Source organism: Pararcticibacter amylolyticus (genome assembly GCF_003130405.1).
Classification (GTDB): Bacteria; Bacteroidota; Bacteroidia; order Sphingobacteriales; family Sphingobacteriaceae; genus Arcticibacter; species Arcticibacter amylolyticus.
This window is the reverse complement of sequence record NZ_QEAS01000005.1, coordinates 156,541-178,070: the sequence shown is the minus strand read 5'-3', so window position 1 is coordinate 178,070 and position 21,530 is coordinate 156,541. Positions and strand designations below refer to the sequence as shown.

The window sequence follows — 21,530 nt, the reverse complement described above, 5'->3', positions numbered from 1 at the left end:
GAGATTTTAATATAACACCTTTTTCTTATCTCTCACCAGGATATACAGGAACATTGGGGTGCCCAGCAAGGCTGTAATTACCCCGATAGGAAGCTCTACAGGTGCCGCCAGGGTTCTCGCGATCAGGTCGGCAACGGTCATGATAAGTGCGCCCAGCAGAGCGGAAGCAGGTAAAACATACTTATTATCCACCCCGCCGATAAGCCGTATCGTGTGCGGCACGAGTAAGCCTACAAACCCGATAATGCCCGATACTGCAACAGATGCGCCAACGGCCATGGTAGCCAGCAGAACGACCTGGAGCTTTACCCTGTCCGTGCGGAGTCCCAGCAAATCGGCCTGCGTTTCGCCAAGTGCAAAAGCATTGAGGCTCTTACCCAGAAGCGGCAATATGAAGACAGGGATCAGAACGAACGGTGCAATACAGCCTACTGACTGCCATGTAGCGCCTCCCAGGCTTCCCAGCATCCAGAAAGTGATCGAGCGGAGCTGCTGCTCCTCCGCCATATAGGTAATAAGCCCCGTCAGAGCTCCCGCCAGCGCGTTGATTGCAATACCTGCAAGCAGCATAGTGGCCACGTTCGGCCTGCCTTCAGTTCTCGAAAGCTGATAAACGGTTAATGCCGCTATACCGGCTCCCGTGAATGCACCGATCGCGAGCAAATAATATCCCAGAACGTTGCTCAGCACGGACAGAAGCGACACTTCAAGGGCAATGATCGCAACAGCAAAAAGTGACGCACCTGCGGAGATACCGATCAGTCCGGGTTCTGCAAGCGGATTCCTGAAGATTCCCTGAATAGCCGCCCCCGAAACCCCAAGAGCCGCCCCTACCAGCACGCCGAGTAAGACTCGCGGCAACCTGACTATATGAATCACCCCCTCGTATGAAGGATCCACCGCAATGTTTTTCATTAGTCCCCCGTATTTTGCCAGTATAATCAATACATCTCTCAACGGCACCTGCATTGCCCCCATAGCGAGCGAGGAAGCAAGAGCTATAAAAAGCGCCCCCATGAGGCTTGAATAAATAAACGTTTTCTTCATTATTATTTACCGGTTCACCTGCTTGCTGTAAGCCTTTCATTCAATCCGGCAATTGCATCCGGAAGACGGGTACTGAAACTGGTCAGCAACGAACCATCCATATCGATCACCCGGCTGCTTTTACCGGCATTTGTAAGAGACACGCCAGGCATCGCCAGGACAGCCTGACGGCCCCCCAGGCTGCTCAGGCCAAAGTCGAACATCAAAATCGCATCCGGGTTTGCCTTTACCAGGGCCTCAGTTGTGTAAGGTTTGAAATCGGTAAATTCCTGAATAGCATTGCGGGCACCGGCGAGCCTGATAATCGCGTCCAGGCTGCTCCCCTTCCCGGCGACAAGCATCGTACCGCTGCCCCTTGCATAAATAAACAATACCCTGCCTTTGGTAACCGGGTTGCTCTTTACCTTGCTAAGAGCTGCCTGAACCCTGACAAAGGTTTGTTTTGCCAGGGTCTCTCCCCTTGCCTGAACCCCGCAGGCTGCAGCTACTTTTCGGATAAAGTTAAGTGCCCCGTTTACCGAGTATTCCTGCCTGATACTGACAAACCGGATCCCGGCTTCCTTCAGCTGATATTGTATCTCTTTCGGCACATCTCCTTCAGGAGCCAGAACCAGGCCGGGCCGAAACGCCATTAAGCCTTCTGCCGAAACAGAGCGGTTGCGGCTCACCTTCGGCACCCTGCTCAAAGACGCAGGGTATGTGCTCGTAACATCGGTACCCACAATATTCTTTCCTAAACCAAGAGCATCAACAGTTTCCGTCAGCGCTCCGCTTAGTGTAATAATCCTTTCAGGAGGCATTGCTGCCTTTACAGACGAGCTTCCCCATATAATGAATACAGCAAAAAAGAAAACCTTCATGAAATAAGTATCAGTAAATCCTCTTTTAATAAAGGAGGACGGCACAAAAGAAGTAGTTATTAAGACTAATTACAAAAAAGCAGGTATCTCTGTATGTTTTTTGAGAAAAGAAAACCGAAGGTCCGGCACCGATCCTGACACTTACACAAAACATTAAAAATCAACAATTTAAAAATGAGAAAATTCTTATCACAGCATTACAACAGATTATTACCCGTGTTTTTATTCACGTAATTCATACAAAATACTTCGGATTTCATACAAAATACTTTGGATTTAATACAGCCTTTCCCGAAAACAATTTCAAGATTTGCTGCTGTTATTTAGAATCATTAAAAATAACACAATACATTTTTACCGTACCGAATACTTAATGAGAGAAATTATTATGCTGTCAATGTTCATGCTGACATTACCGGTATGTGCGGCGGCCCAAAGCAGGGGCAGCCTCCGGGGGCACATCGAAAACGAAAGCGGCCATCCGCTTGCCGGGGCAACTGTATTGCTCGAACCCGACCATATACGGGTGCAATGCGACAAAGATGGAAATTTCCTTGTGAAAGACCTGTTTGCAGGTGTCTACAACATAGAGATCAGTTCCATCGGATATAAGACCTGGATTGGCAAAACCACAGTCAATGCCGGCTCAGCCGCGACCCTGAACGTACGGCTGCCCGCAGGCAGCAGCGAACTGAACGAAGTAAGTATTACAGGTTCCAAAAGCAATCCCGACAACCTGATCAGGGCTGAATTCAGCGCCATGCCGGTTACCGTTATCAGCCGCCGTACAATCGAACTAATGGGGAGCCGCAGGCTCGACGAAATATTAAAAGAACAAACAGGTATTGCCATTGTAAATGACCTTGCCGGGGGCAACCGTTCGGCAGGCGTACAGGTCCAGGGATTTTCTTCAGAATATATCATGATCCTGATAGACGGACAACCCATGATCGGCAGAAATTCAGGCAGCCTGGACCTTTCGAGGATCAGCGTTACCAATATTGAACGGATAGAGATCATCAAAGGTGCAGCATCCTGCCTTTTCGGAAGCGAAGCCATGGGAGGGGCAATTAATATCATAACCCGCCATGGCGTTAATACCCCGCAGGGACTGGCATCATTGCGCTATGGTTCCCTTAACATGACAGATGCCACCCTCGAAGCTGAAAGTCCCTTCTCTTCGGGCAATGGCACCTTTAATATTGGGGCGAATTATTACAGGACAGATGGATTTAACGTCAATACCCGTTATCAGACAAGCGGCACTACTCTCCCGCCCTATGACAATTACACCCTGCAGGGCAGAGTCAAGTACAGGGTAAACAAGGCAAGTACCCTGGGTGCAACCGGCAGGTATGCCTTACGCAAGTCGCAGATGACAAGAGCTTATGGCACAAATACCTATGAAGATCACATGGATGAGGCCGACGTCAATGCATCAGTTTCGTTGAACAGCATCTATGAAAGCGGATTACAGGCTCTGAGCCGTTATTATCTCACCCATTACCGGTGGAAATCGGAAATCCTATATCCAAACGGCGGCACCGCAGACCCCAATACTTTCCGTCAGACTGTACACCGTGCAGAACAACAATTTGCGTATAACAAGGTCTATAACCTCAACCTCACGGGAGGAGCCGGCTTTGCCGTTGAGCAGATGACCAACCATCGTTTTGGCGATACCGAGGCCATGAAAAATGGCTTCATATATCTTCAGGGCGACTGGAAAGCTTTTCAGGCTGTCAGCATCACGGGGGGCGCACGGTACGACCAGCACAGTAATTATGGTGGCAGACTAAACCCAGGCATCGGGTTAAGTTATTCTCCTTTACACTGGCTGACCCTAAAGGGAGCCCTGGGTTCAGGGTTTAAAACACCTGACTTTAAACAGAGATACCAGATGTTCACAAACGCCCTCGTGGGCTATACCGTACTGGGCGCAGATGTAGCCAGGCAGGTTCTGAATGAAATGCAGGCAGCCGGAGAGATCAGCGAACTTCGTAATTACACCTTGAATAAACTGCGGGGGGGACTGCAGCCGGAGCGGAGCAAGACGCTCAACCTGACAGCAGTTATGGAACCATTGAAATCAATAAAGATAGAAGTGAGTGCCTACAGGCACCGGATCAGTAACCAGATCAACAGTTTCCAGGTAGCAACGGCAACGGGAGGAAGATGGATCTATTCCTATATTAATCTTCCGGTTGTAGTAAACAAGGGCGCAGACGCATCCTTGTCTCTCCGGGCTTCAAAAGACATTGAAATCTCACTCGGCTATCAGTACCTGAGAGCTAAAGACCTTAGCGTAGAGGATAGTATCCGAAATGGCAGCTGGCCTTACAACAGTCTACGAAATAACACCACAGGCCAGACTACAGTTTCCAGAGCCTCTGACTACTGGGGAATTGAAAACCGCTCCGTGCATATGGGGAACCTGAGGATCTTTTACAACTTCAGGAAACCAGGCCTCGGCCTCTCTTTCCGGGTAAACTACCGCGGAAAGTATCCCTTCGGCGACGCAAATGGCAATTACTACATCGACCGTTACGACACATTTGTCGACGGATACTTTCTTGTCAATGCCTCAGCAGAGAAAAAACTGCTTCATCAGCGCCTCAGCATACAGCTTACAGGAGATAACCTCTTTGACTACACCGCTCAACTGATGCCCGGACAACCAGGCAGGGTGATCCTTGGCGGATTAACCTACCGGTTTTATAAGTAACAGAACAACCGGCATTAAATACAGACAAATGGTATATCCATATAATAAGAACATGAAGATAATGAACACAGGAAGTAACAACACCCGGCAGAGCATAAGAACACATCACAGCAGACGATTGTTGTTGCCCCTGTTGCTGACCGCCATGATCTCATGCAGCAAAGACGACGTCCAGCCTTTACTGGAAGACGGAAAAAGCACAGTGATATACGACCTGGCCGGTGATACTAATGCTTCTATGTCTGCCGGAGTAGACGGAAAAGAAAAAAGGCCTTTCCATACCTTCCTCTTCCGCTTCAGGGATAAGAAACAGATCTGGATCCGCTCGGGTTCCGACTCCTCACAGTATTTAAAAACCGGGGACTGGGATATTGCCTTTACAGGGCCGTACAACAGTGAAATATATCTGAACAACGCTGAAAACCCATATAATCCCGGGTATCAGGGACCTGCCCGCAACACGGGTGTAGTAAAATACGACAAGCCCTATAATGAAGTAACCGGCGCTCCGGCTGACTCCGAATTTGAAGCCAGCGACATTATGAAGATTGGCTGGTCTTCCGGAGACAACTCTTCCGGCTGGTTCACCTATAGTCTCAACTCCCACCTGGCCATACCATTGAAAAACAGGACTTATGTACTAAAGCTTCCCGATGGAAAATATGCCAAGCTCGAACTCCTGAATGTGTACAAGGGAAACCCGCCGGCTGTAACCGACCTCTACTGGCCTGCCCCCTACCTGACATTCAGATATTATGTACAACAGGACGGAAGCAGGAATCTGGATACGAACAAACAATAATTACAAATATCAGCAAAGATGAACCGGACCAAACGACTAAAAAGCTCTCTCCTTCAAACAATCCCAATACTGCTTGCAGCTGTCATTCTCATTTTCTCCGCCTGCTCTAAAGGTGACGGAGCAGAGGCGGAAGAGCAGGAAGGAACAGGAACTGCCGTCCCATTTTACAAACTCCAGCGGGTGGAAAATCTCGCAGTGGAAACAGATGATGAGAACCCTACCGCCGAAAAAACGGAAGTGCTCTTTAGCCTTGAATTCAAAAAAGAACAGCCTCTTTCTTACGCCAGGACCAACCTATGGGACCTTTCTCTAAGTGGCCTCTATAATAGCTTTATGGGCAGCAACAATGGTAGCAACAGCTCAAACTACGGTAGCGGAGGGCCTGGCAAAGGCGGAATTATGATCCTGGATAAGCCCTTTGACGAAGTGATCAGTATTCCGGCTGATTCAGAATTCAAAACAGCGAAGGGCCTGATTGGAACAGATGATTCCGGCGCTTTCGGGGAGGGCACTGGCTGGTATCTTTATGATTTCGGAGGCATGGTCATGGGCGACGGCAGCTTCGACAAACAGCACGTGGCATATGCATTGGGAAATGCCCTCACTAAAGCCAATGGGCAACCTGCCCCCATACGCACTGTTGTACTGCGCACAGCTAAAGGCAATTATGCGAAGATCAAAATGATCAGCTGCTATAAAGATTCCTATACACCGGAAAAGATGCTCAGGAATACACCCCACATGTATTTCACCTTCGAATATGTGATCGTGCCGGCAGGAAGCACAAAATTTGAATTAAAATAACTTCTCTCATTTAAATCAATGAAAACGAAATATACCCTCTTCTTCATATCTCTGATAGCCGCCTTTATATTTTCAGCCTGCAAAAAAACAGTAGATTATGCCCCCATTCCCCAAAACAGGATCAGTACATATAAAGTGATCAACCTCCGGGATACTGTTATTTACGGAGCGATAGACAATATAGAGAATACCATCACTGTCTACATTCCCTATTATTATGCATTGGATGTGATCCAGCCCGAAATTATCCTTGATCAGGGAGCATTATTGAGTGGAGAAACAGCGCCGGTTGCCGTTTCAGAGAAAGATCATACATATACCGTTACCGGAACAGATGGCAGCATGCGGGTCTATTCACTTGAAATTGTACAGCAGAATCCCCCTTCTCTCAATTTGTACTGGGCTACCGGCAACCCGGAAGCCTCTCCCAACGCATCTCTTGGAGGACTGCGCGGCAATCTTCAGAGCACCAGTATTGCAAGTCTCGACGCCACCCTGGTAAGCAAAAAGTCGGGCCAGGTATTTAAGACCGATCTCAGCACCGCTAATATCAATCCGAATAATACCACGGAAGACAGCTACATATTATCCGCGGGCACCTTGCCTGCTAGCATCGACAGCGGGTATTACGATGTAAAGATCAGCTTCCTCGGGCACCAGGTAACGCTGGAAAAACCAGTACATATCGTTTACAAATCTCCCCAGGTAGCGTTGCAGGGCAAGACCGGTGTCCAGGGCGGAACAATCAGCTTCGCTCCCTCCCCGGGTTATGTGTTTGTAGACCTTAAATCTGTCAGGGTCACCGTCCAGGGAACCACTTACGATCTGCCGGTAGATAATTTTGACAGGCTGCAGATAACAGTAAAGATCCCGGAGAACTTCCCCGCAGGATCTTTCAGCAGCTCACCTTTTGTATTTCAGTTCGGTAACTGGGCAGCAAGCACCCGCAGGATGAGCCTGACCGTTACAGCCAGATAGTTCACAGAAACATTAAAGATCGCCTATGGAATATTAAGACAAATGAGGTTTATTATCACGGGGCTGAATAGTTTGCCCGGGCTGGTCTTTACATGACCGCTGCGTTGGCCCGGGTAAAAACGACCTCAGGTTGAATGAATAAAAGCATCCGCCGGTATAAGGCGCCATAACCGGACGGACAATGCCCGCGCTCATTCATCACGCTCAGAAACGCAATCGGAATATCAACCTTCAATTTAATAACAACATTAAAATAAGTCCATTATGAAAAATACCATCAGAAACTTTGCAAGAATAACCTTTGCGGTGATCGCTTTATCTTTTGTCCTGGCTTCCTGCAAAAAGGAAAACGATACAAGCTCTCCGTTAAGTTTAAAGAATGCAAAAGCGACCGTATCGCCTGCGGCTGATACATTAGTAGGCAACTGGGGCAATCCAATTCCGCCAACAGGAGGGCCGGCAACCTACGGAACCGTATATGCCAACCTGGTTACCGGTGCTCAGTCGGCTTCCTCAAGTGGTTTCACCCACCACTTGTTTTTCAACAGCTATAATAACTCGGTTATAAATCCCGCCACGGGATATAGCCTGAGATATTTGAATACAACTACAGCATTGTCATCCATTAGCCTGAGTGACTATACAAATGCTGTTCCCGTAACGTCTCTTGGAGAAAGTTCAACTACCGATCCTGCAAATGCAGATCTGAATGCCACCGGATGGTATACCTACCAGCCTGAAGGAGATATCGCAGTTGTTGAAAACCTCATCATTTTCGTGAGGAACAATTCAACCGGCGTAACCTATGCCGTTCAGTTTACAGACGCGGAAGGCCAGGGCGTAGCTGTTAATAACAGGGGAGTCTACTGGTTTAACCGTGGTCAGGTTCTTTAATTAAAATCTCACGGTATCCATTCAGCCCCGGCAGGGACAGGCTTAATAGCCTGTCCCTGATTAATAGAATACAGTAAATCATTCAAAAATGTTAAAATATACGCCCCATCAATTCTGCTTTTTATCACTGCTTATATCAGGCATGTTCCTGCTCTCCTGCCGCAAAGAATATGTCAGCATGCCATATAATAATATCGAACAGTTCATCATTACCGATACCGAAGGCAACGAACTGAAAGCATCGGTAACCGGGAACTCCATTATTCTGTACTGGCCGCCCTTCCAACCTGTTCCCGGACATATCAAGCCGGTGATTAGTATATCAGAAGGAGCTAAGATTAACCCCGCTTCAGGAGCAGAGGTACCCTTTGATGAAAACACCGTTTATACCGTAACGGCGCAGGATGGAAGCACAAAGACCTATCAGCTGAAAACGGCCATAAACCAGCCGGCCCCGGTTTTTGAAATCGTAGGATCGGATTTTCTCACCCTTGGAAGTACGATCAACCTCTCCGGGCAATACTTCATTCCCGACACAACCCAGACAAGGCTGTATATGGTTAACAGCGCCAATACCGATATTCCTGTCAGCCTGAAGGATGCAGACAAATTGTGGTCAAACAGGATCCTGGTAAAGATTCCCCTCGACGGCAGGCTTGACACGGGCTATTATCAGGTAAAAGTGGTAAGCGGCAGAAATACTACCGTGAAGGGTCCATACCATATAGGGAAGCCCCTTGTTTTAGATATAGACGACACCTATTCACTCAACGAAGCAGGGCAAACAATAAAGAAAGGAGCAGAAATAAGTTTCACATATTCAATGCCTGCGGCCGCCGGCAAATACTTCTATGGAAAATTTATCCGCGCAGACATTATGATCACCGGCGACCCTTCAAATGGAATATATTCTGCCCCGGTAACAAGTCAGGATCAAACATCCCTCAAATTCCGTGTCCCCGCAGATATTCCAGCTGGCAACATCGCCTCTGTTACGCTATACACAGAGGAAGATGACGCATCACCTGGCGGCATATTTATGTATATGTGGCAACAAAACAGCAGCGCCCCAACCACCATCACAGAATAATAAAATGAAACTGCGGGACAAAAACTGTACAGCAAAACTTGCCTTCAGCATTCTGCTGCTGGTCTTATTGTACGCATCCTGCAAAAAAGATGAAAGTAGCGGAAGCCGAACCGAGCTCACCCTCGATTCAATTTTTCTTTATGCCAGGCAGATCTATCTGTGGAATCATGCGCTTCCTTCCTATGACGTTTTTAACCCGCGTAACAGATATGGGACCTTTGCAAATGAACTCGAGGCTTTCAAAACCGAACTCTTTGATATTTCACAGTTGCCAACCGATCCGGCTACCGGCCACCCATACGAAACCCCGTATTCAGCGGGTATCCCCAAATATTCTTATCTGGAGAAGGGGACTCTGGCACCCGGGAACAGCGTTGCCGGTATGAATATAGACCAGGCGGCCTTCCATGCCTCTCTTATCCGGGCAGGAGAAAATAAAATTGCATATCTCGCCTTCGGATCTTTTCCCAGGCTTAGCAGTTGTAAAGCGGAACTCGATGCAATCTTTTCCCGGTTCGCACAGGCATCTCCGCATGATATGATCATTGATTTAAGAAACAATTCCGGAGGTTTTATTGAAGCCGCCGAATACATTGCCAACCTGCTCGCACCGCCTTCTTTAGACGGAAAGATCATGTTCGCAGAAGAATTCAATTCACAGATGCAAAACGGGAAAGCGGCAATTCTCAAACATCAGCCTTACCTCGATGAAAACGGGAAACCCGTTATCTACAAGGGAAGATATGCCACACTGGCCGATGTGGACTACACAGAAGCAGGAAATACTTTCAGGTTTAGTAAAAAAGGAAGTCTGGAAAGCATCACCGACCTTTATTTCATTACTTCCACAGCAACGGCCTCTGCCAGTGAAATGTTAATCAGTTGTATGAAGCCCTATTTGCCGGTAACAATTGTAGGCGAAAAGACGTACGGAAAGCCGGTTGGCTTTTTTGGCGTTAATATTGATCAGTACAGCGTATGGTTTTCCGGTTTCCTGATAAAAAATGCGTCCGGGTGGTCCGGCTATTTTAGCGGGATGAATCCCGACCTGTATGTAAAAGGAGAAAGAGAACCGGCATCAGGTGATCCGGATGAAATATGCCTTAGCGCCACACTCGCTTTGATAAATAGAAAAGCAGGTAGCAGATCATTCAAAAAAGAACAGGTTGCTGTTATTAAAACATTCAGTCAAATTTCAGCTCCGTCTGTAAAGATGTCCGCTGCCGGAATGATCAGTACCAGATTAAAATTAAAATAGCTATAATTAAATTATTCAATACCAGTCACTATGTTAAGTACATCAATCAAAGAAGCCACCAGGACAGCACATCAGGATCTTGAAAAAAGGGTCGTGACCCGCTTAAAAACGATTAACAGCAATGAGGACTATGCTGATCTTCTCAAATATTTTTACGCTTACTTTAGTGGGGTGGAGAACGCGATCCGCCCGTTCATCACGGAAGAACTGCTTCCTGATTATAAAGAACGCAGGAATTCTTCCTTTATAAAAGCTGACATAGAAGCTCTGGGAGCAGATGTAAACGATCTTCCCCCCGCCATTATTCCGCAAATCGGCAACACACTGCAAGCCCTCGGCGCCCTGTACGTTATGGAAGGATCCATTATGGGCGGAAGTATTATCGTGAAGATGCTCGAAAAAATGGGAATTACACAAGGCGTATCTTTCTTTTCAGGATATGGCGAAGCTACCGGAGAAAAATGGGCTCTATTCACGGAAGTCATGAACAAAACCGCCCAAACCCCTGAAGATGAAGAAGTATCCATTAAGGCCGCAAATGACACGTTCAGCTGCTTTGCAGATACATTCGACACTGTAAAAGCCGCCTGATCTCTTACCAAACAGACAATTCAGATAAGGGAGGTTTTATCGTGCTTACCTCCCTTATTTAATGCCCGTTTATAAAGATGCCCAAACGAAAAACATAGTATCACCCCGTTCCGCCTGCCCGGACAAAACCTAACAATTAACTCCCTTCCATTATCCGACCAAGCCCTGAAATTCCTATATTGAACTGCTTAAATTATAGTAATAAGCCCCAAAAACCATTATACCCCGCTTAAATAATGAATTCCTCCCCCCTGCATACGTCCCGATTGATTTTCTTTTGCAGGAGTATATTTATACTAACCGACACTTAGATATTTATGAACAGACTTTTTCTAACAAGTATTTGCCTTCTGCTGTGCCTGAAAGCATTTCCTCAGCAAAATGAATGGGAAAACCCGGCTATTGTTGAACAGAACAAAGAACGGCCACATGCCTCTTTTATGCTCTTTGAAAATCTCCAGGACGTAATAAAAGATGACTACAGCCACTCCCCGTATTACCAGTCCCTCAACGGGAAATGGAAGTTCAGCTATACAGACAAACATGCCGGCAGGGTCAAAGACTTTTACAGGACAGACCTCGACGATTCCCAATGGAGCGAGCTACCCGTACCTTCAAACTGGGAGTTGAAAGGATTCGGCATACCAATCTATACAAATATCACTTATCCTCATCCGGCCACACCGCCGTATATCGGGGATAATAATCCGGTCGGTACCTACCGGAAAGAATTTACAATACCTGAAAACTGGCAGGACAGAGAGGTCATCCTCCAGTTCGGTTCAATCACCGGTTGTACCTTCGTCTATGTAAATGGTCAAAAAGTGGGGCTTACTAAAGCGGCGAAGTCACCCGCCGAATTTAATATCACCCGGAATCTGAAGAAAGGCAAAAACTTGCTGGCAGTACAGGTGTTCCGCTGGCACGACGGAAGCTATCTTGAAGACCAGGACTTCTGGCGGCTCAGCGGGATTGAGAGAGACGTCTTTCTTTACTCACTGCCCAGGTTGAGCGTATGGGACTTTTTCATAAAGGCAGATCTTGATAAAGAATATAAGAACGGACTCTTCAGTGCCTCCGTCGACCTCAGGCAGTTTTCCGGAAACACAGTAAAAGCAGGAAACCTTTCCATTTCTGTACTGGATAAAGATGGGAAAAGCGTTTATTCCGGAACAAAGAATTTTGACCTGTCATCGGATTCTATAACCAGTATAGCGATCAGCGGATCTGTAAAAGCACCATTAAAGTGGAGTGCGGAGCATCCGAACCTTTACCAGTGCATCATTTCACTTAAAGATAAGGCCGGAAAAGTACTCGGATTAACCGGCACGAGGATCGGTTTCCGAAAGGTAGAGATCAAAGATGCACAACTGTTGATCAACGGGGTTCCGGTATATGTAAAAGGGGTAAACCGTCATGAACACGACGATGTCAACGGGCATGTTCCATCAAAGGAATTAATGATCCGGGACATTCAATTGATGAAACAGTTCAACATCAATGCTGTCAGAACAAGCCATTACCCCAACGATCCCCTTTGGTATAAGCTCTGCGACCAGTATGGCCTTTACGTGGTTGATGAGGCAAACATCGAAACTCATGGCATGGGTGCCGAATGGCAGAGCTGGTTCGACAAGTCAAAACATCCCGCATATCTGCCATTATGGGCTCCAGCTCACCTTGACAGGATACACAGACTCGTGGAAAGAGACAAAAACCATCCCTCCGTTATTATATGGTCGCTGGGAAATGAATGCGGAAACGGACCGGTTTTCTACGACGCTTATAAATGGATCAAGCAGAGAGACAACACCCGACTGGTACAGTTTGAGCAGGCTGGTGAGAATGAAAACACCGATATTGTATGCCCCATGTATCCGCGCATAGGCTCCATGAAAAACTATGCTTCTGCAAAGAAAGACCGCCCTTATATTATGTGCGAGTATTCGCATGCGATGGGCAACAGTAATGGTAATTTCCAGGAATACTGGGACATCATACGGAGCAGTAAACATATGCAGGGCGGTTTTATCTGGGATTGGGTAGATCAGGGCATCAGGACAACAGATGATAACGGCAAAATATTCTGGGCCTATGGCGGCGACCTCGGAGGATTTTACTGGCAAAATGACGAAAATGGGGTCGCAGACGGACTTCTAAGTTCTGATCGTACTCCTGATCCCGGACTTTATGAAGTAAAAAAGGTTTACCAGAATGTCCTTTTCAAGGCGAAAGACCTTTCGGCAGGTGTATTCACCATTAAAAACGAGTTTGACTTCACAAATCTGAATGACTACCAGATCCAATGGAAACTAAATAAGAACGGGGCAATTATCAGAGAAGGAGAATTTACTGTTAATGTTCCACCGCATTCATCGGGCGACGTCCGTCTTAAGCTACCCTCTTTAAAAACCTCAGTAGGAGATGAATTTCTTATCGATTTCTATGTGCTGACAAAGAAGGCAACCCAGCTTGTCCCTGCAGGCTTTGAGATTGCACGGGAACAGTTTTCGATATCCGGAAACTATTTTTCACAGCCAACAGATAAAGGAGGCAACCTCCTGGTAAAACAGGACAACCAGACCCTCCGTTTCGAATCAGGAAAAGTAAGCGGGGAGTTTGACCTGAGCAATGGCAAACTGGTCCGGTATTCAGTATCAGACGGACTGAGGCTGACCAGAAACTTGCCGGAACCCAGCTTCTGGAGAGCTCCGACAGACAATGATTTCGGAAATAATATGCCTTCGAAACTAGGTATCTGGAGGGCCGCCCACGAAAACATGAAACTGAAGCAGATCAAAGTGGGTGAAAAAACGCCGTCGGGAGTATCCATAAAAATGGATTTCGAACTATCATCGATCTCAGTCCCCTATTCTGTTGAGTATCTGATTCAGAATGACGGAGCAATAAAAGTGACTGCGGGCATTGATATGACAGGCAGAGATCTGCCTGAGCTTCCCCGCTTCGGAATGAGCATGCAACTCCCGGGAAGACTTGACAATCTGGAATACTACGGAAGAGGCCCATGGGAAAACTATAGCGACAGAAAGCAGTCAGCATTTATCGGAGTCTACAAGGATAAAACAGAAAACCAATACTTTAAGGGCTATATCAGGCCACAGGAAAGCGGCTACAAGACAGATGTCAGATGGCTACGTCTGACAGACGACAATGGCCAGGGATTGCTGTTTGAAGGAATCCAGCCCCTGTGTTTCAGTGCAATCAACCATTCCGTGGAAGACCTGGATCCGGGCTTAACCAAAAAGCAGCAGCATCCAACTGATCTGCCTCCCCGCCACGATGTCTATCTTCATATAGACCTGAACCAGCGCGGAATCGGAGGAGATGACAGCTGGGGCGCCCTACCACATGAGCAGTACAGACTGCTGGATAAAAAATATACTTATAGCTTCGTAATGAGACTGACCGGTAAATAAAGACTTTGCCCGGCCTTCAGTGTTCCACCCTGGTTTACTGACCACAGGAAGGTTCACACGCAGACGATTGGCAGGATATTTCCTACCCGCCTCGCCCTCTGTGGGGCCTCTATGGGAGATGAGAGCACAGTGAGTGCAGGGTGAGAGCACGGTGAGTGCACGTTTTGCTGGAAAAAGGTGCACTCACCGTGCTCTCATAGTTCTCTCATCGTGCCCGCATCCGGGACCGGGTCCCTCGCGGGGCAGGACAGGGTCAGCGTAGTTCTCTGAACCGGCTTCTGACAAGTATAGTACTTTCCACCTGTAAAATCAACTCTGTTGGAAGCCTGCCGGGGCAACCGCTGTCAATCATTTCCGAAAAGGCATCTTATACTTTTGCTCTTGAAAAAACCGAAAGCTCATAAGAGATCAGCAAAGCAGTCCCCGTTAGTGTATAAGACAGAACTGCGGGTATCTTTTCCGTTATTTCCGGCCATGAAAACACCCAGCGATTAAAATCAAAAAGCCAGGCAAAAAGGAAGGCTATTGCGATTAGATAAACAATTTTCAGAAATATAAAACCCTTTAAGCGGTCGAATATCACAACAAATAATCCAAGAGCAAACAGGTAGGACCAACTTTCAATAAAAGCAGTAATAGCCAGGTTCACATACCATCTTTTTATTGAAAAAAACGCCTCTATATCCATTCTCCTTAATGTATCAGCCAGGCGTTTAAATATGCACTGAAGGATTATGGCACAAATGAAAAATTTATAAAACACTGCAGAATTATATATTCTGTTTTGACTTTCCATTTTTATCAATAAGCTGCGTAACGACGGACATGAATCTGTTTACACCGGTTAATTAAGCTTATGCCGTCTTCAGGATTCAGACAAAGGTTTTCAGCTACCTATACAACCTGATAAACATATAAAACGATCTTTCTCATTTACTATCATCTGACGGTTCAGCTGCTTTCAAAAAATCAAAGGCTCCTTTCCGGAGTTCTACCCCATATTCCAGGTAAGCTTTCATACACGCAAGAAAATTTGCCCAGCCTTCTGTATTTCCTATTACCCATTTCAAATTTGCGTCATTGTACAGTTTCCCATCTTCAGTTACTTTTACCACGGTGCTTTTGTCAGGTTGTTCTTCCAGTACAATACTCACAACAGTTTCCTCATCCCATACAAATGAAACAGACCGATTGACCTCTGACCGGACCTCCTTTACCGGAAACTTGTCGGAGAACTCGGGAAACTTCCAAACCGGCTCCTGCCCCGTTTCCAACCTCCCGGTGCTTTCGGAAATGAAATACCTGGTCATTTTATCCGGATTAACGATTCCCTCAAATACTTCGTCAACCGGCTTTTGAATCTGAATGGATGCTCTTGCTATAAGTTTCATAATAGATCATATTGGTTATGTAAGAATACGAATAATTATCCATACCCACTCATTCCCCAGGTGTATCCAGCGAAAAAGTAAAATCAGAAAACGCTTCTGTTATCCTTTGCTGATGACTTACAATCAGGCATGTGAGCTGCAGCTCGTTGAACAGAGTTTTCAGGTCACGCATCATATCCTCTATTAAAGAGCTATTAAGGGCTGAAAAAGGCTCGTCCATCAGGAGCAATTTCGGTTTAGTTGAGAGCGCTCTCAGAATTGCCAGGCGCTGCTGCTGTCCGCCAGAAAGATGCCGGGGCTTGTGTTTACAAAATTTCCCGAGCTGTCCTATCTCTATCAGCCTTTCAATATATTCCTCATCTCGGGTTCCGTAAAGTAAATGCTGCCTGAGTGTCATATGTGGAAAGAGCGCATAATCCTGAAAAACCATACCGGTTTTTCTTTCCCGGGGACGGAAATTTATACCCTTTGCCCTGTCAAACCACACTTCTCCGTTCACTGACAATGTACCTTCTTCGGGATGGACCAGGCCCGCTATTACCTTCAGCAGAGTAGTTTTTCCCGCACCGGAAGGACCTGTGATCTGAGTAACAGCGCGAGGCATAAAGGATGTTTTAACCTGGATATAGTCAAGTTCATTAAACGTTCTGATTCGTTTTCTGATGTTAATTTCAATCATTCCAGGGGACTTTTTCCTAAACGTCGGTTCAATATAAAAACAGTGATCACGATAATGAAAGTAAGGGCAAATAAAACCAGGGAATAATAATGGGCAAGCTGGTAGTCCATACTTTCCACGGAGTCGTAAATGGCAATTGAAGCCACTTTAGTAACTCCCGGAATATTCCCCCCGATCATCAGAACAACGCCAAACTCTCCCAGGGTATGAGCAAAGGTCAATACCGCCGCCGTCAGCATAGCTGGTTTGATGTTGGGAAGCAACACATACCATAATGTTTGAAACTTCGATTTCCCCATTGTATAAGATGCCTGACTGATGGACTTCGGCAAATGCATAAAAGCGGATTTAAGGGGACTTATCATGAATGGGAGACTGTAAATAACCGAAGCGATCACTAAGCCTTTAAAGGAAAAAACAAGACTTATATCAAACGTTTCCTGCAGCCACTTTCCTAAGGACTGCTGAGGGCTAAAAGCCAGGAGCAAATAAAAACCCAATACAGATGGCGGTAACACCAATGGCATGGTAATAACCGCTTCAACAATGACGCTGAAAACTGAATTCTTTTCAGAAAGCCACCAGGCAACCGGAAGGCCGATAAAAAAAAGAATGAGGGTAGTGATACCCGCGAGTTTCATGCTAAGCAAAATAGGGAGCCAATCCATTGTTTTTGAGATTAAGGAACCTTGTATCCACTTTTTTTAAGGATGGCTTTCGCCGCAGGAGACTGTAGATAATTAAAAAATTTTAAGGCATGCTGTTGGTTCCCTTTCGCTGCATTTGACAAAAGGATCATACTCTGTTCAATTTTACCGTACATCTTATCCTCTACCCTCATCCATTTAAGCTTCTGAATGCCATGATTTTCGTACAGGAAAGCTTCAGTAGTGAAGCCAAGAGAAACGGCTCCTGCTGAAATATATGCATTGACCTGGGCAATGCTTTCCCCGAACACTATTTTAGATTTGACCTTTTCCCATAAACCGAGTTTTTGAAGAGTTTCTTCGGCTGCTCTTCCGTAAGGTGCCAGTACCGGATTAGCAATTGCGATCTTGCCGATCGTCCTGGTTGCGGCCAGGGTCTTCCAGCTCTTCAGGTCGATTGTTGAAGAGGAACAAATAATAAGACTTCCCAGGGCATACACCCGCGGCTTCACATTTGAAAAGCCGTCTTTATACAAAGCATCGGGAAACTGCGTATCTGCAGAAAGAAAGATATCGAACGGTGCACCATTCTTTATTTGCGCCGTGAGTTTACCGGAGGAGCTGACAACAACTACCGTCTCAATTCCGGTTTTTCTTTTAAAATCAGCCTGCAGTTCCTGGATCACATACCGGGTGTTCGCTGCCGCTGCTATACGTAAAGGTTGAGAATAAACCAGGGAAGCAAGCAGCAGCAATATCAGGATAAACCAGTAGAATCGTTTCACCCCAGGATTAATTAGCTGCATAATGTATCTTTAGTGAAACAGGTATTTTCTCTTTCGTCTTTGTCCTTTAAGATCAGCAAGGCAAGAGGAAAGGTTCCCATTTCGGCAAGGGTTAACTTCAGCGGGGTCTTAACTTCCCTTTCAATCATTAATGCTGCTTCCTTTTGCTGAGCCTGAACAGTTTGTACTGTACTGCCAAAGAAAAAGCCTGGATACCGAAACGACAAACATCTTCTGAACATGGGAGAATGCGTTGTTATTATATAACATCAAATATAGCGATCTCACTTTGCTTTCATTTTCCTGTTTCCATATGCGGTGCGTCTACCGGCTTGGATTCAGGAGATCCTTTCTGCCTCAGGAAGATCGTCAGCACCACGATGGAAAGTACAGACAAAAACTCGCTCTGCCAGTTTTGGAAAGTTTCGAACCAGAAGTTTGGTTCAGCAAGATAGGCAATGATGCTTTCAGGTGCTTTTCCTTTGAGCAGCTGTTCTGCGTTATGATCCTGCCAGCTGCCATATAAATGCAGCCCCCAGCTAATAAAGAACAATGTAAAAAAGGCAATAGACAATGAATTGCTGTAAAGCCTAAGCTGCCAGCCGCCTTTCTTTACGGGGCCGGGAGCATTGACAGAAGCCTTAGGTTCACGGTCAACCTCTTCTTCTTCATCAAGACTCTTGGACTCCGCGGAGCCTTGCTGCCGCAAGCCAACTGTTAACAGAACGTATAAAGCCATCTGGAGAAACTCACTCTGGAAGTTTTCAAATGTTGATGAAATGAAATGTCCGCTCGTAAGATAGGTGCTAAAATCAAGCGGCATCGCGTGTTCATCTTCACGCTCCTGGTTATGTTCCTTCCAGCCAGTAAGAGACTGGGCCAGCATTGCCGCCACGAACAAACACAGAAACACAATGCTCAGCCCGTTCCGGTAGAAAAAGCTATGTTTTTTCATTTTAGGGTTATATGGTGTATAAACCAGCTTCACATCAATAAGTTTTTGCACCCTTACAGTCGAAAACGGCAGAGCAGCCTCTGCTTGTAAGAAAAAAAACGACAAGCTATTGCACAACCAAATAGTTGTATTTATATTTGACAACCATTTGGTTGTATTATGATTGAAAGAAGAGATGTTTTTCAGGCGATAGCGGATCCGACCAGGAGAATGATCATTCAGAAACTGTCGAAAGGGCCGCTTAACATTGGCCAGATAGTCGAAGATTTTGACATGAGCAGGCAGGCTGTTGCGAAACATATTAAGATCCTCAGCGAATGCGGGGTTATAACAGTCGTCCAGAAAGGGCGGGAACAATTTTGTGAGGCAAAACTTAGCCAGCTTGATGAGGTAGCAGACTGGGTGACCGAATCGCGAAAACTATGGAACCAGCGCTTTGAAAAGCTGGACATGCTCCTTAAAGAAACCAAGAAATAGTATTATGAAAACAGACAAAAAAGAACTCTTCATCACTCATTTGTTTGATGCACCTGCCGAAGTCGTATTCCAGGCGTGGACTGAAAAAGAAAAGTTAGAAAAATGGTATGCTCCGGATGGATGTACGATTGAATTCAAAGCTATTGACGTCACACAAGGCGGTACGTTCCATTCCTGCATTCATGACCCCGTGCACGGAGACTGCTGGATTAAGGGTAAATACCAGGAAGTGACGCCTCCGCAGAGACTGGTTTTCACCATGGTACTCTCCGATGAACATGGAAATTCGGTCAGTTCGCTTAATGCCGGTAAGACCGAAGACTGGCCGGAAGAGCTCGTAACAACCGTTACGTTCGAGCCTGTCGGTTCACAAACTAAGGTATCGATCCATCAAACCGTTGCAGAAGAAGAAGCTAAGAAGACAGGAGCTTACCAAAGCTGGATTAAAATGTTTAACAAACTTAACCGGATGCTGAACCAATAAAAGCATCCAGGTGGTTTAATATAAACACCGCTATTACTAAACGGATAAGAGAAACAGCTGCGCAGTGTTTTGTGCAGCTGAAAATATTACGAGAACTAGTCTTCCGGCCTTTCTTTAGGATCGGCCATCTTCACAATACGCGGCTGAAAAGATGCCAGTACCTCTACCAAATCAGTTTGAGCCGCCATTACCGCATGAATATCCTTATATACCATCGGAGCTTCATCCAGGTCGGAACCTAAAAGAGTAATTTTCTTATCGGCTAATTCAGCTTCCACAAGCTCTTTCCTGATCGTTTTGAAAGCAGCGCTCCGGCTCATTAACCTTCCCGCACCATGTGAAGCGGAGTTGATAGAACTTGTCTCTCCTTTCCCGCGAACTACAAATCCCGGGGTACTCATCGAACCAGGAATCACCCCCAATACCCCTTTGCCGGCCGGGGTAGCCCCCTTACGGTGCACCATCACTTCAGTACCGTCAGCCAGGCTTTCTTTCCATGCAAAATTGTGGTGATTTTCAATACGCATAACCGGAGACAGATTGAGTGCTTTGGAAATTTTATTATGAATTTCATGATGGTTTGCAGAAGCATATTCTCCGGCAAGGTTCATCGCAATCCAGTATTCCTGTCCTTCTTCCGTACCCATATCCAGCCATGCCAGGTGTTTCGCTTCCGGCGGAAGTTCCGTTTTCTTCATAGCTATTTCCGAATAGTGGCTGGCGATGCTTCCCCCAAATCCCCTGGAGCCAGAGTGCGACAGGAGAGCCAGATACTTTCCTGCCGGTATTCCATCCAGGACATTATCCGAAACTGTCAATTCTCCCCATTCCACAAAATGATTCCCTGTGCCAGAAGTCCCTAACTGTGTATAGGCCTTATTTTTTAAGGACCTGATCACTTTGGTTGCTTCCCATTCGGGATGATCAAATAAGGATGCGTCATGATAACTTTTAGTTACCCCTCCCATCCCGAATACGGTATGATCCGTCAATAACTTCTTAAGTTTTTCTTTTTCGGTATCAACCGTTTCTGCAGGGAGATCGAAAATACTCAGGCACATCCGGCAGGCGATGTCCACACCAACGGCATAAGGGATAATCGTATCAATCCTGGTGGCCAAAACACCTCCAATGGGTAATCCATATCCATGATGAGCGTCAGGCATCAGGGCCCCGGCCACCGATACGGGCAATTTCATAGCAGTGTTCATTTGCCCCAGGGCCCCGGTTTCTATATGATCCTTTCCAAAAACCGGAAAGTCTATCAATGCTTCTCTTAATATATGGTTGCTGCGCTGCTGTTTTACAAACTTTCCTTCTTTACGAAGTTCGATAACTTTTTCAGCGAGATTCTTAAACTTACCCCCTTTTTTCAAAGCATAGGGCATGGGATCGTCTATCAATGATTCAAGGTTTGCCAGGATTATTTCCTTAGGCATTACATTGTGTTTCAACAAACCATTGGCGACACGGCTAAAGCTTACCAGTAATTCCAGTTCGGTTACCCCTAAAGCGCTGATCTCCGCGTTGCTGATCTTTTCCTTTTCCATGAATTTTATTATTTGACGATTCAAAATAACAGGGCTGGTACGCAATGTTTTTGCGCAGTAGCTTTTTTTTAATATT

21 protein-coding genes are annotated in these 21,530 nt (G+C 46.2%); 11 read left to right on the top strand and 10 right to left on the bottom strand.

Translation table 11 applies throughout. The features are described from left to right. Positions 1 to 6: 6 nt before the first annotated feature. Together DDR33_RS07900 and DDR33_RS07895 are read right to left on the bottom strand one after the other, a co-directional pair. Positions 7 to 1,047, bottom strand: a complete 1,041-nt coding sequence (locus DDR33_RS07900; RefSeq protein ID WP_109415230.1) for a FecCD family ABC transporter permease — start codon at positions 1,045 to 1,047, stop codon at positions 7 to 9. A gap of 14 nt (positions 1,048 to 1,061) precedes the next feature. Next, positions 1,062 to 1,907, bottom strand: coding sequence for a heme/hemin ABC transporter substrate-binding protein (locus DDR33_RS07895; protein ID WP_109415304.1), 846 nt, complete (start codon positions 1,905 to 1,907; stop codon positions 1,062 to 1,064). 373 nt (positions 1,908 to 2,280) lie between these two features. Here DDR33_RS07895 and DDR33_RS07890 point away from each other — a divergent pair, with 373 nt between their 5' ends. The 9 genes from DDR33_RS07890 (at position 2,281) to DDR33_RS07850 (ending at position 14,486) form a co-directional block, all read left to right on the top strand. After that, positions 2,281 to 4,632 (top strand): TonB-dependent receptor, encoded by a 2,352-nt coding sequence (locus DDR33_RS07890; protein ID WP_109415229.1) that lies wholly within the window; start codon positions 2,281 to 2,283, stop codon positions 4,630 to 4,632. A gap of 28 nt (positions 4,633 to 4,660) precedes the next feature. Then, positions 4,661 to 5,434, top strand: coding sequence for an HmuY family protein (locus DDR33_RS07885; RefSeq protein ID WP_238387712.1), 774 nt, complete (start codon positions 4,661 to 4,663; stop codon positions 5,432 to 5,434). Positions 5,435 to 5,452: 18 nt separating this feature from the next. Next, positions 5,453 to 6,238, top strand: coding sequence for an HmuY family protein (locus DDR33_RS07880; protein ID WP_109415228.1), 786 nt, complete (start codon positions 5,453 to 5,455; stop codon positions 6,236 to 6,238). 18 nt (positions 6,239 to 6,256) lie between these two features. Beyond that, entirely contained in the window at positions 6,257 to 7,216 is a 960-nt protein-coding gene (locus DDR33_RS07875) for a hypothetical protein (protein WP_109415227.1), read from the top strand. Positions 7,217 to 7,480: 264 nt separating this feature from the next. After that, the gene (locus DDR33_RS07870; protein ID WP_109415226.1) at positions 7,481 to 8,110 is read left to right on the top strand and encodes a hypothetical protein; all 630 of its coding nucleotides are present in this window, start codon (positions 7,481 to 7,483) and stop codon (positions 8,108 to 8,110) included. A 178-nt stretch (positions 8,111 to 8,288) separates the two neighbouring features. Continuing rightward, positions 8,289 to 9,200, top strand: coding sequence for a hypothetical protein (locus DDR33_RS07865; RefSeq protein WP_146198727.1), 912 nt, complete (start codon positions 8,289 to 8,291; stop codon positions 9,198 to 9,200). Between the two features lie 4 nt (positions 9,201 to 9,204). Next, a complete protein-coding gene (locus DDR33_RS07860) occupies positions 9,205 to 10,458 on the top strand; it encodes a S41 family peptidase (protein ID WP_158280677.1) in 1,254 nt (417 codons plus the stop codon). Between the two features lie 30 nt (positions 10,459 to 10,488). Further along, positions 10,489 to 11,049 (top strand): biliverdin-producing heme oxygenase, encoded by a 561-nt coding sequence (locus DDR33_RS07855; protein WP_109415223.1) that lies wholly within the window; start codon positions 10,489 to 10,491, stop codon positions 11,047 to 11,049. 317 nt (positions 11,050 to 11,366) lie between these two features. Then, positions 11,367 to 14,486: a glycoside hydrolase family 2 TIM barrel-domain containing protein gene (locus DDR33_RS07850; protein ID WP_109415222.1), complete on the top strand. Its 3,120-nt coding sequence runs from the start codon at positions 11,367 to 11,369 to the stop codon at positions 14,484 to 14,486. 367 nt (positions 14,487 to 14,853) lie between these two features. Here DDR33_RS07850 and DDR33_RS07845 read toward each other — a convergent pair whose 3' ends face one another. The 7 genes from DDR33_RS07845 to DDR33_RS07815 all read right to left on the bottom strand — a co-directional run bounded on the left by DDR33_RS07845 (position 14,854) and on the right by DDR33_RS07815 (position 18,943). Then, positions 14,854 to 15,174, bottom strand: coding sequence for a hypothetical protein (locus DDR33_RS07845; RefSeq protein ID WP_146198726.1), 321 nt, complete (start codon positions 15,172 to 15,174; stop codon positions 14,854 to 14,856). A 241-nt stretch (positions 15,175 to 15,415) separates the two neighbouring features. Continuing rightward, on the bottom strand, positions 15,416 to 15,877 hold the full coding sequence (locus tag DDR33_RS07840) for an SRPBCC domain-containing protein (RefSeq protein WP_109415220.1): 462 nt from the start codon (positions 15,875 to 15,877) through the stop codon (positions 15,416 to 15,418). A 49-nt stretch (positions 15,878 to 15,926) separates the two neighbouring features. Next, positions 15,927 to 16,556, bottom strand: a complete 630-nt coding sequence (locus tag DDR33_RS07835; protein ID WP_109415219.1) for an ATP-binding cassette domain-containing protein — start codon at positions 16,554 to 16,556, stop codon at positions 15,927 to 15,929. Beyond that, the gene (modB, locus tag DDR33_RS07830; RefSeq protein ID WP_109415218.1) at positions 16,553 to 17,224 is read right to left on the bottom strand and encodes a molybdate ABC transporter permease subunit; all 672 of its coding nucleotides are present in this window, start codon (positions 17,222 to 17,224) and stop codon (positions 16,553 to 16,555) included. Before modB ends, DDR33_RS07835 begins: the two co-directional genes overlap by 4 nt. An 11-nt stretch (positions 17,225 to 17,235) precedes the next feature. Next, positions 17,236 to 18,009 carry a molybdate ABC transporter substrate-binding protein gene (gene modA / locus DDR33_RS07825; protein WP_109415217.1) on the bottom strand — a complete coding sequence of 258 codons (774 nt, stop codon included), beginning with the start codon at positions 18,007 to 18,009 and terminating at the stop codon, positions 17,236 to 17,238. After that, positions 18,000 to 18,230, bottom strand: a complete 231-nt coding sequence (locus DDR33_RS07820) for a hypothetical protein (protein ID WP_109415216.1) — start codon at positions 18,228 to 18,230, stop codon at positions 18,000 to 18,002. Before DDR33_RS07820 ends, modA begins: the two co-directional genes overlap by 10 nt. Positions 18,231 to 18,283: 53 nt before the next feature. Next, positions 18,284 to 18,943, bottom strand: coding sequence for a DUF6766 family protein (locus tag DDR33_RS07815; RefSeq protein ID WP_109415302.1), 660 nt, complete (start codon positions 18,941 to 18,943; stop codon positions 18,284 to 18,286). Between the two features lie 159 nt (positions 18,944 to 19,102). Between DDR33_RS07815 and DDR33_RS07810 the strand changes: the two genes are divergently transcribed. Next, entirely contained in the window at positions 19,103 to 19,420 is a 318-nt protein-coding gene (locus tag DDR33_RS07810; RefSeq protein ID WP_109415215.1) for an ArsR/SmtB family transcription factor, read from the top strand. A gap of 4 nt (positions 19,421 to 19,424) precedes the next feature. Continuing rightward, positions 19,425 to 19,904, top strand: coding sequence for an SRPBCC family protein (locus tag DDR33_RS07805; protein ID WP_109415214.1), 480 nt, complete (start codon positions 19,425 to 19,427; stop codon positions 19,902 to 19,904). A 95-nt stretch (positions 19,905 to 19,999) separates the two neighbouring features. Here DDR33_RS07805 and DDR33_RS07800 read toward each other — a convergent pair whose 3' ends face one another. Next, complete coding sequence (locus tag DDR33_RS07800; RefSeq protein WP_109415213.1) at positions 20,000 to 21,454, bottom strand: RtcB family protein; 1,455 nt, start codon at positions 21,452 to 21,454, stop codon at positions 20,000 to 20,002. Positions 21,455 to 21,530: the final 76 nt, after the last annotated feature.

Coding starts and splice junctions, on each gene's coding strand:
- modB (WP_109415218.1), bottom strand. CDS start 17,224: ATGGATTGGCTCCCTATTTTGCTTAGCATGAAACTCGCGGGTATCACT.
- DDR33_RS07885 (WP_238387712.1), top strand. CDS start 4,661: ATGGTATATCCATATAATAAGAACATGAAGATAATGAACACAGGAAGT.
- DDR33_RS07845 (WP_146198726.1), bottom strand. CDS start 15,174: ATGGATATAGAGGCGTTTTTTTCAATAAAAAGATGGTATGTGAACCTG.
- DDR33_RS07810 (WP_109415215.1), top strand. CDS start 19,103: ATGATTGAAAGAAGAGATGTTTTTCAGGCGATAGCGGATCCGACCAGG.
- DDR33_RS07880 (WP_109415228.1), top strand. CDS start 5,453: ATGAACCGGACCAAACGACTAAAAAGCTCTCTCCTTCAAACAATCCCA.
- DDR33_RS07870 (WP_109415226.1), top strand. CDS start 7,481: ATGAAAAATACCATCAGAAACTTTGCAAGAATAACCTTTGCGGTGATC.
- DDR33_RS07805 (WP_109415214.1), top strand. CDS start 19,425: ATGAAAACAGACAAAAAAGAACTCTTCATCACTCATTTGTTTGATGCA.
- DDR33_RS07815 (WP_109415302.1), bottom strand. CDS start 18,943: ATGAAAAAACATAGCTTTTTCTACCGGAACGGGCTGAGCATTGTGTTT.
- modA (WP_109415217.1), bottom strand. CDS start 18,009: ATGCAGCTAATTAATCCTGGGGTGAAACGATTCTACTGGTTTATCCTG.
- DDR33_RS07835 (WP_109415219.1), bottom strand. CDS start 16,556: ATGATTGAAATTAACATCAGAAAACGAATCAGAACGTTTAATGAACTT.
- DDR33_RS07875 (WP_109415227.1), top strand. CDS start 6,257: ATGAAAACGAAATATACCCTCTTCTTCATATCTCTGATAGCCGCCTTT.
- DDR33_RS07895 (WP_109415304.1), bottom strand. CDS start 1,907: ATGAAGGTTTTCTTTTTTGCTGTATTCATTATATGGGGAAGCTCGTCT.
- DDR33_RS07900 (WP_109415230.1), bottom strand. CDS start 1,047: ATGAAGAAAACGTTTATTTATTCAAGCCTCATGGGGGCGCTTTTTATA.
- DDR33_RS07850 (WP_109415222.1), top strand. CDS start 11,367: ATGAACAGACTTTTTCTAACAAGTATTTGCCTTCTGCTGTGCCTGAAA.
- DDR33_RS07855 (WP_109415223.1), top strand. CDS start 10,489: ATGTTAAGTACATCAATCAAAGAAGCCACCAGGACAGCACATCAGGAT.
- DDR33_RS07840 (WP_109415220.1), bottom strand. CDS start 15,877: ATGAAACTTATAGCAAGAGCATCCATTCAGATTCAAAAGCCGGTTGAC.
- DDR33_RS07860 (WP_158280677.1), top strand. CDS start 9,205: ATGAAACTGCGGGACAAAAACTGTACAGCAAAACTTGCCTTCAGCATT.
- DDR33_RS07865 (WP_146198727.1), top strand. CDS start 8,289: ATGCCATATAATAATATCGAACAGTTCATCATTACCGATACCGAAGGC.
- DDR33_RS07820 (WP_109415216.1), bottom strand. CDS start 18,230: ATGTTCAGAAGATGTTTGTCGTTTCGGTATCCAGGCTTTTTCTTTGGC.
- DDR33_RS07800 (WP_109415213.1), bottom strand. CDS start 21,454: ATGGAAAAGGAAAAGATCAGCAACGCGGAGATCAGCGCTTTAGGGGTA.
- DDR33_RS07890 (WP_109415229.1), top strand. CDS start 2,281: ATGAGAGAAATTATTATGCTGTCAATGTTCATGCTGACATTACCGGTA.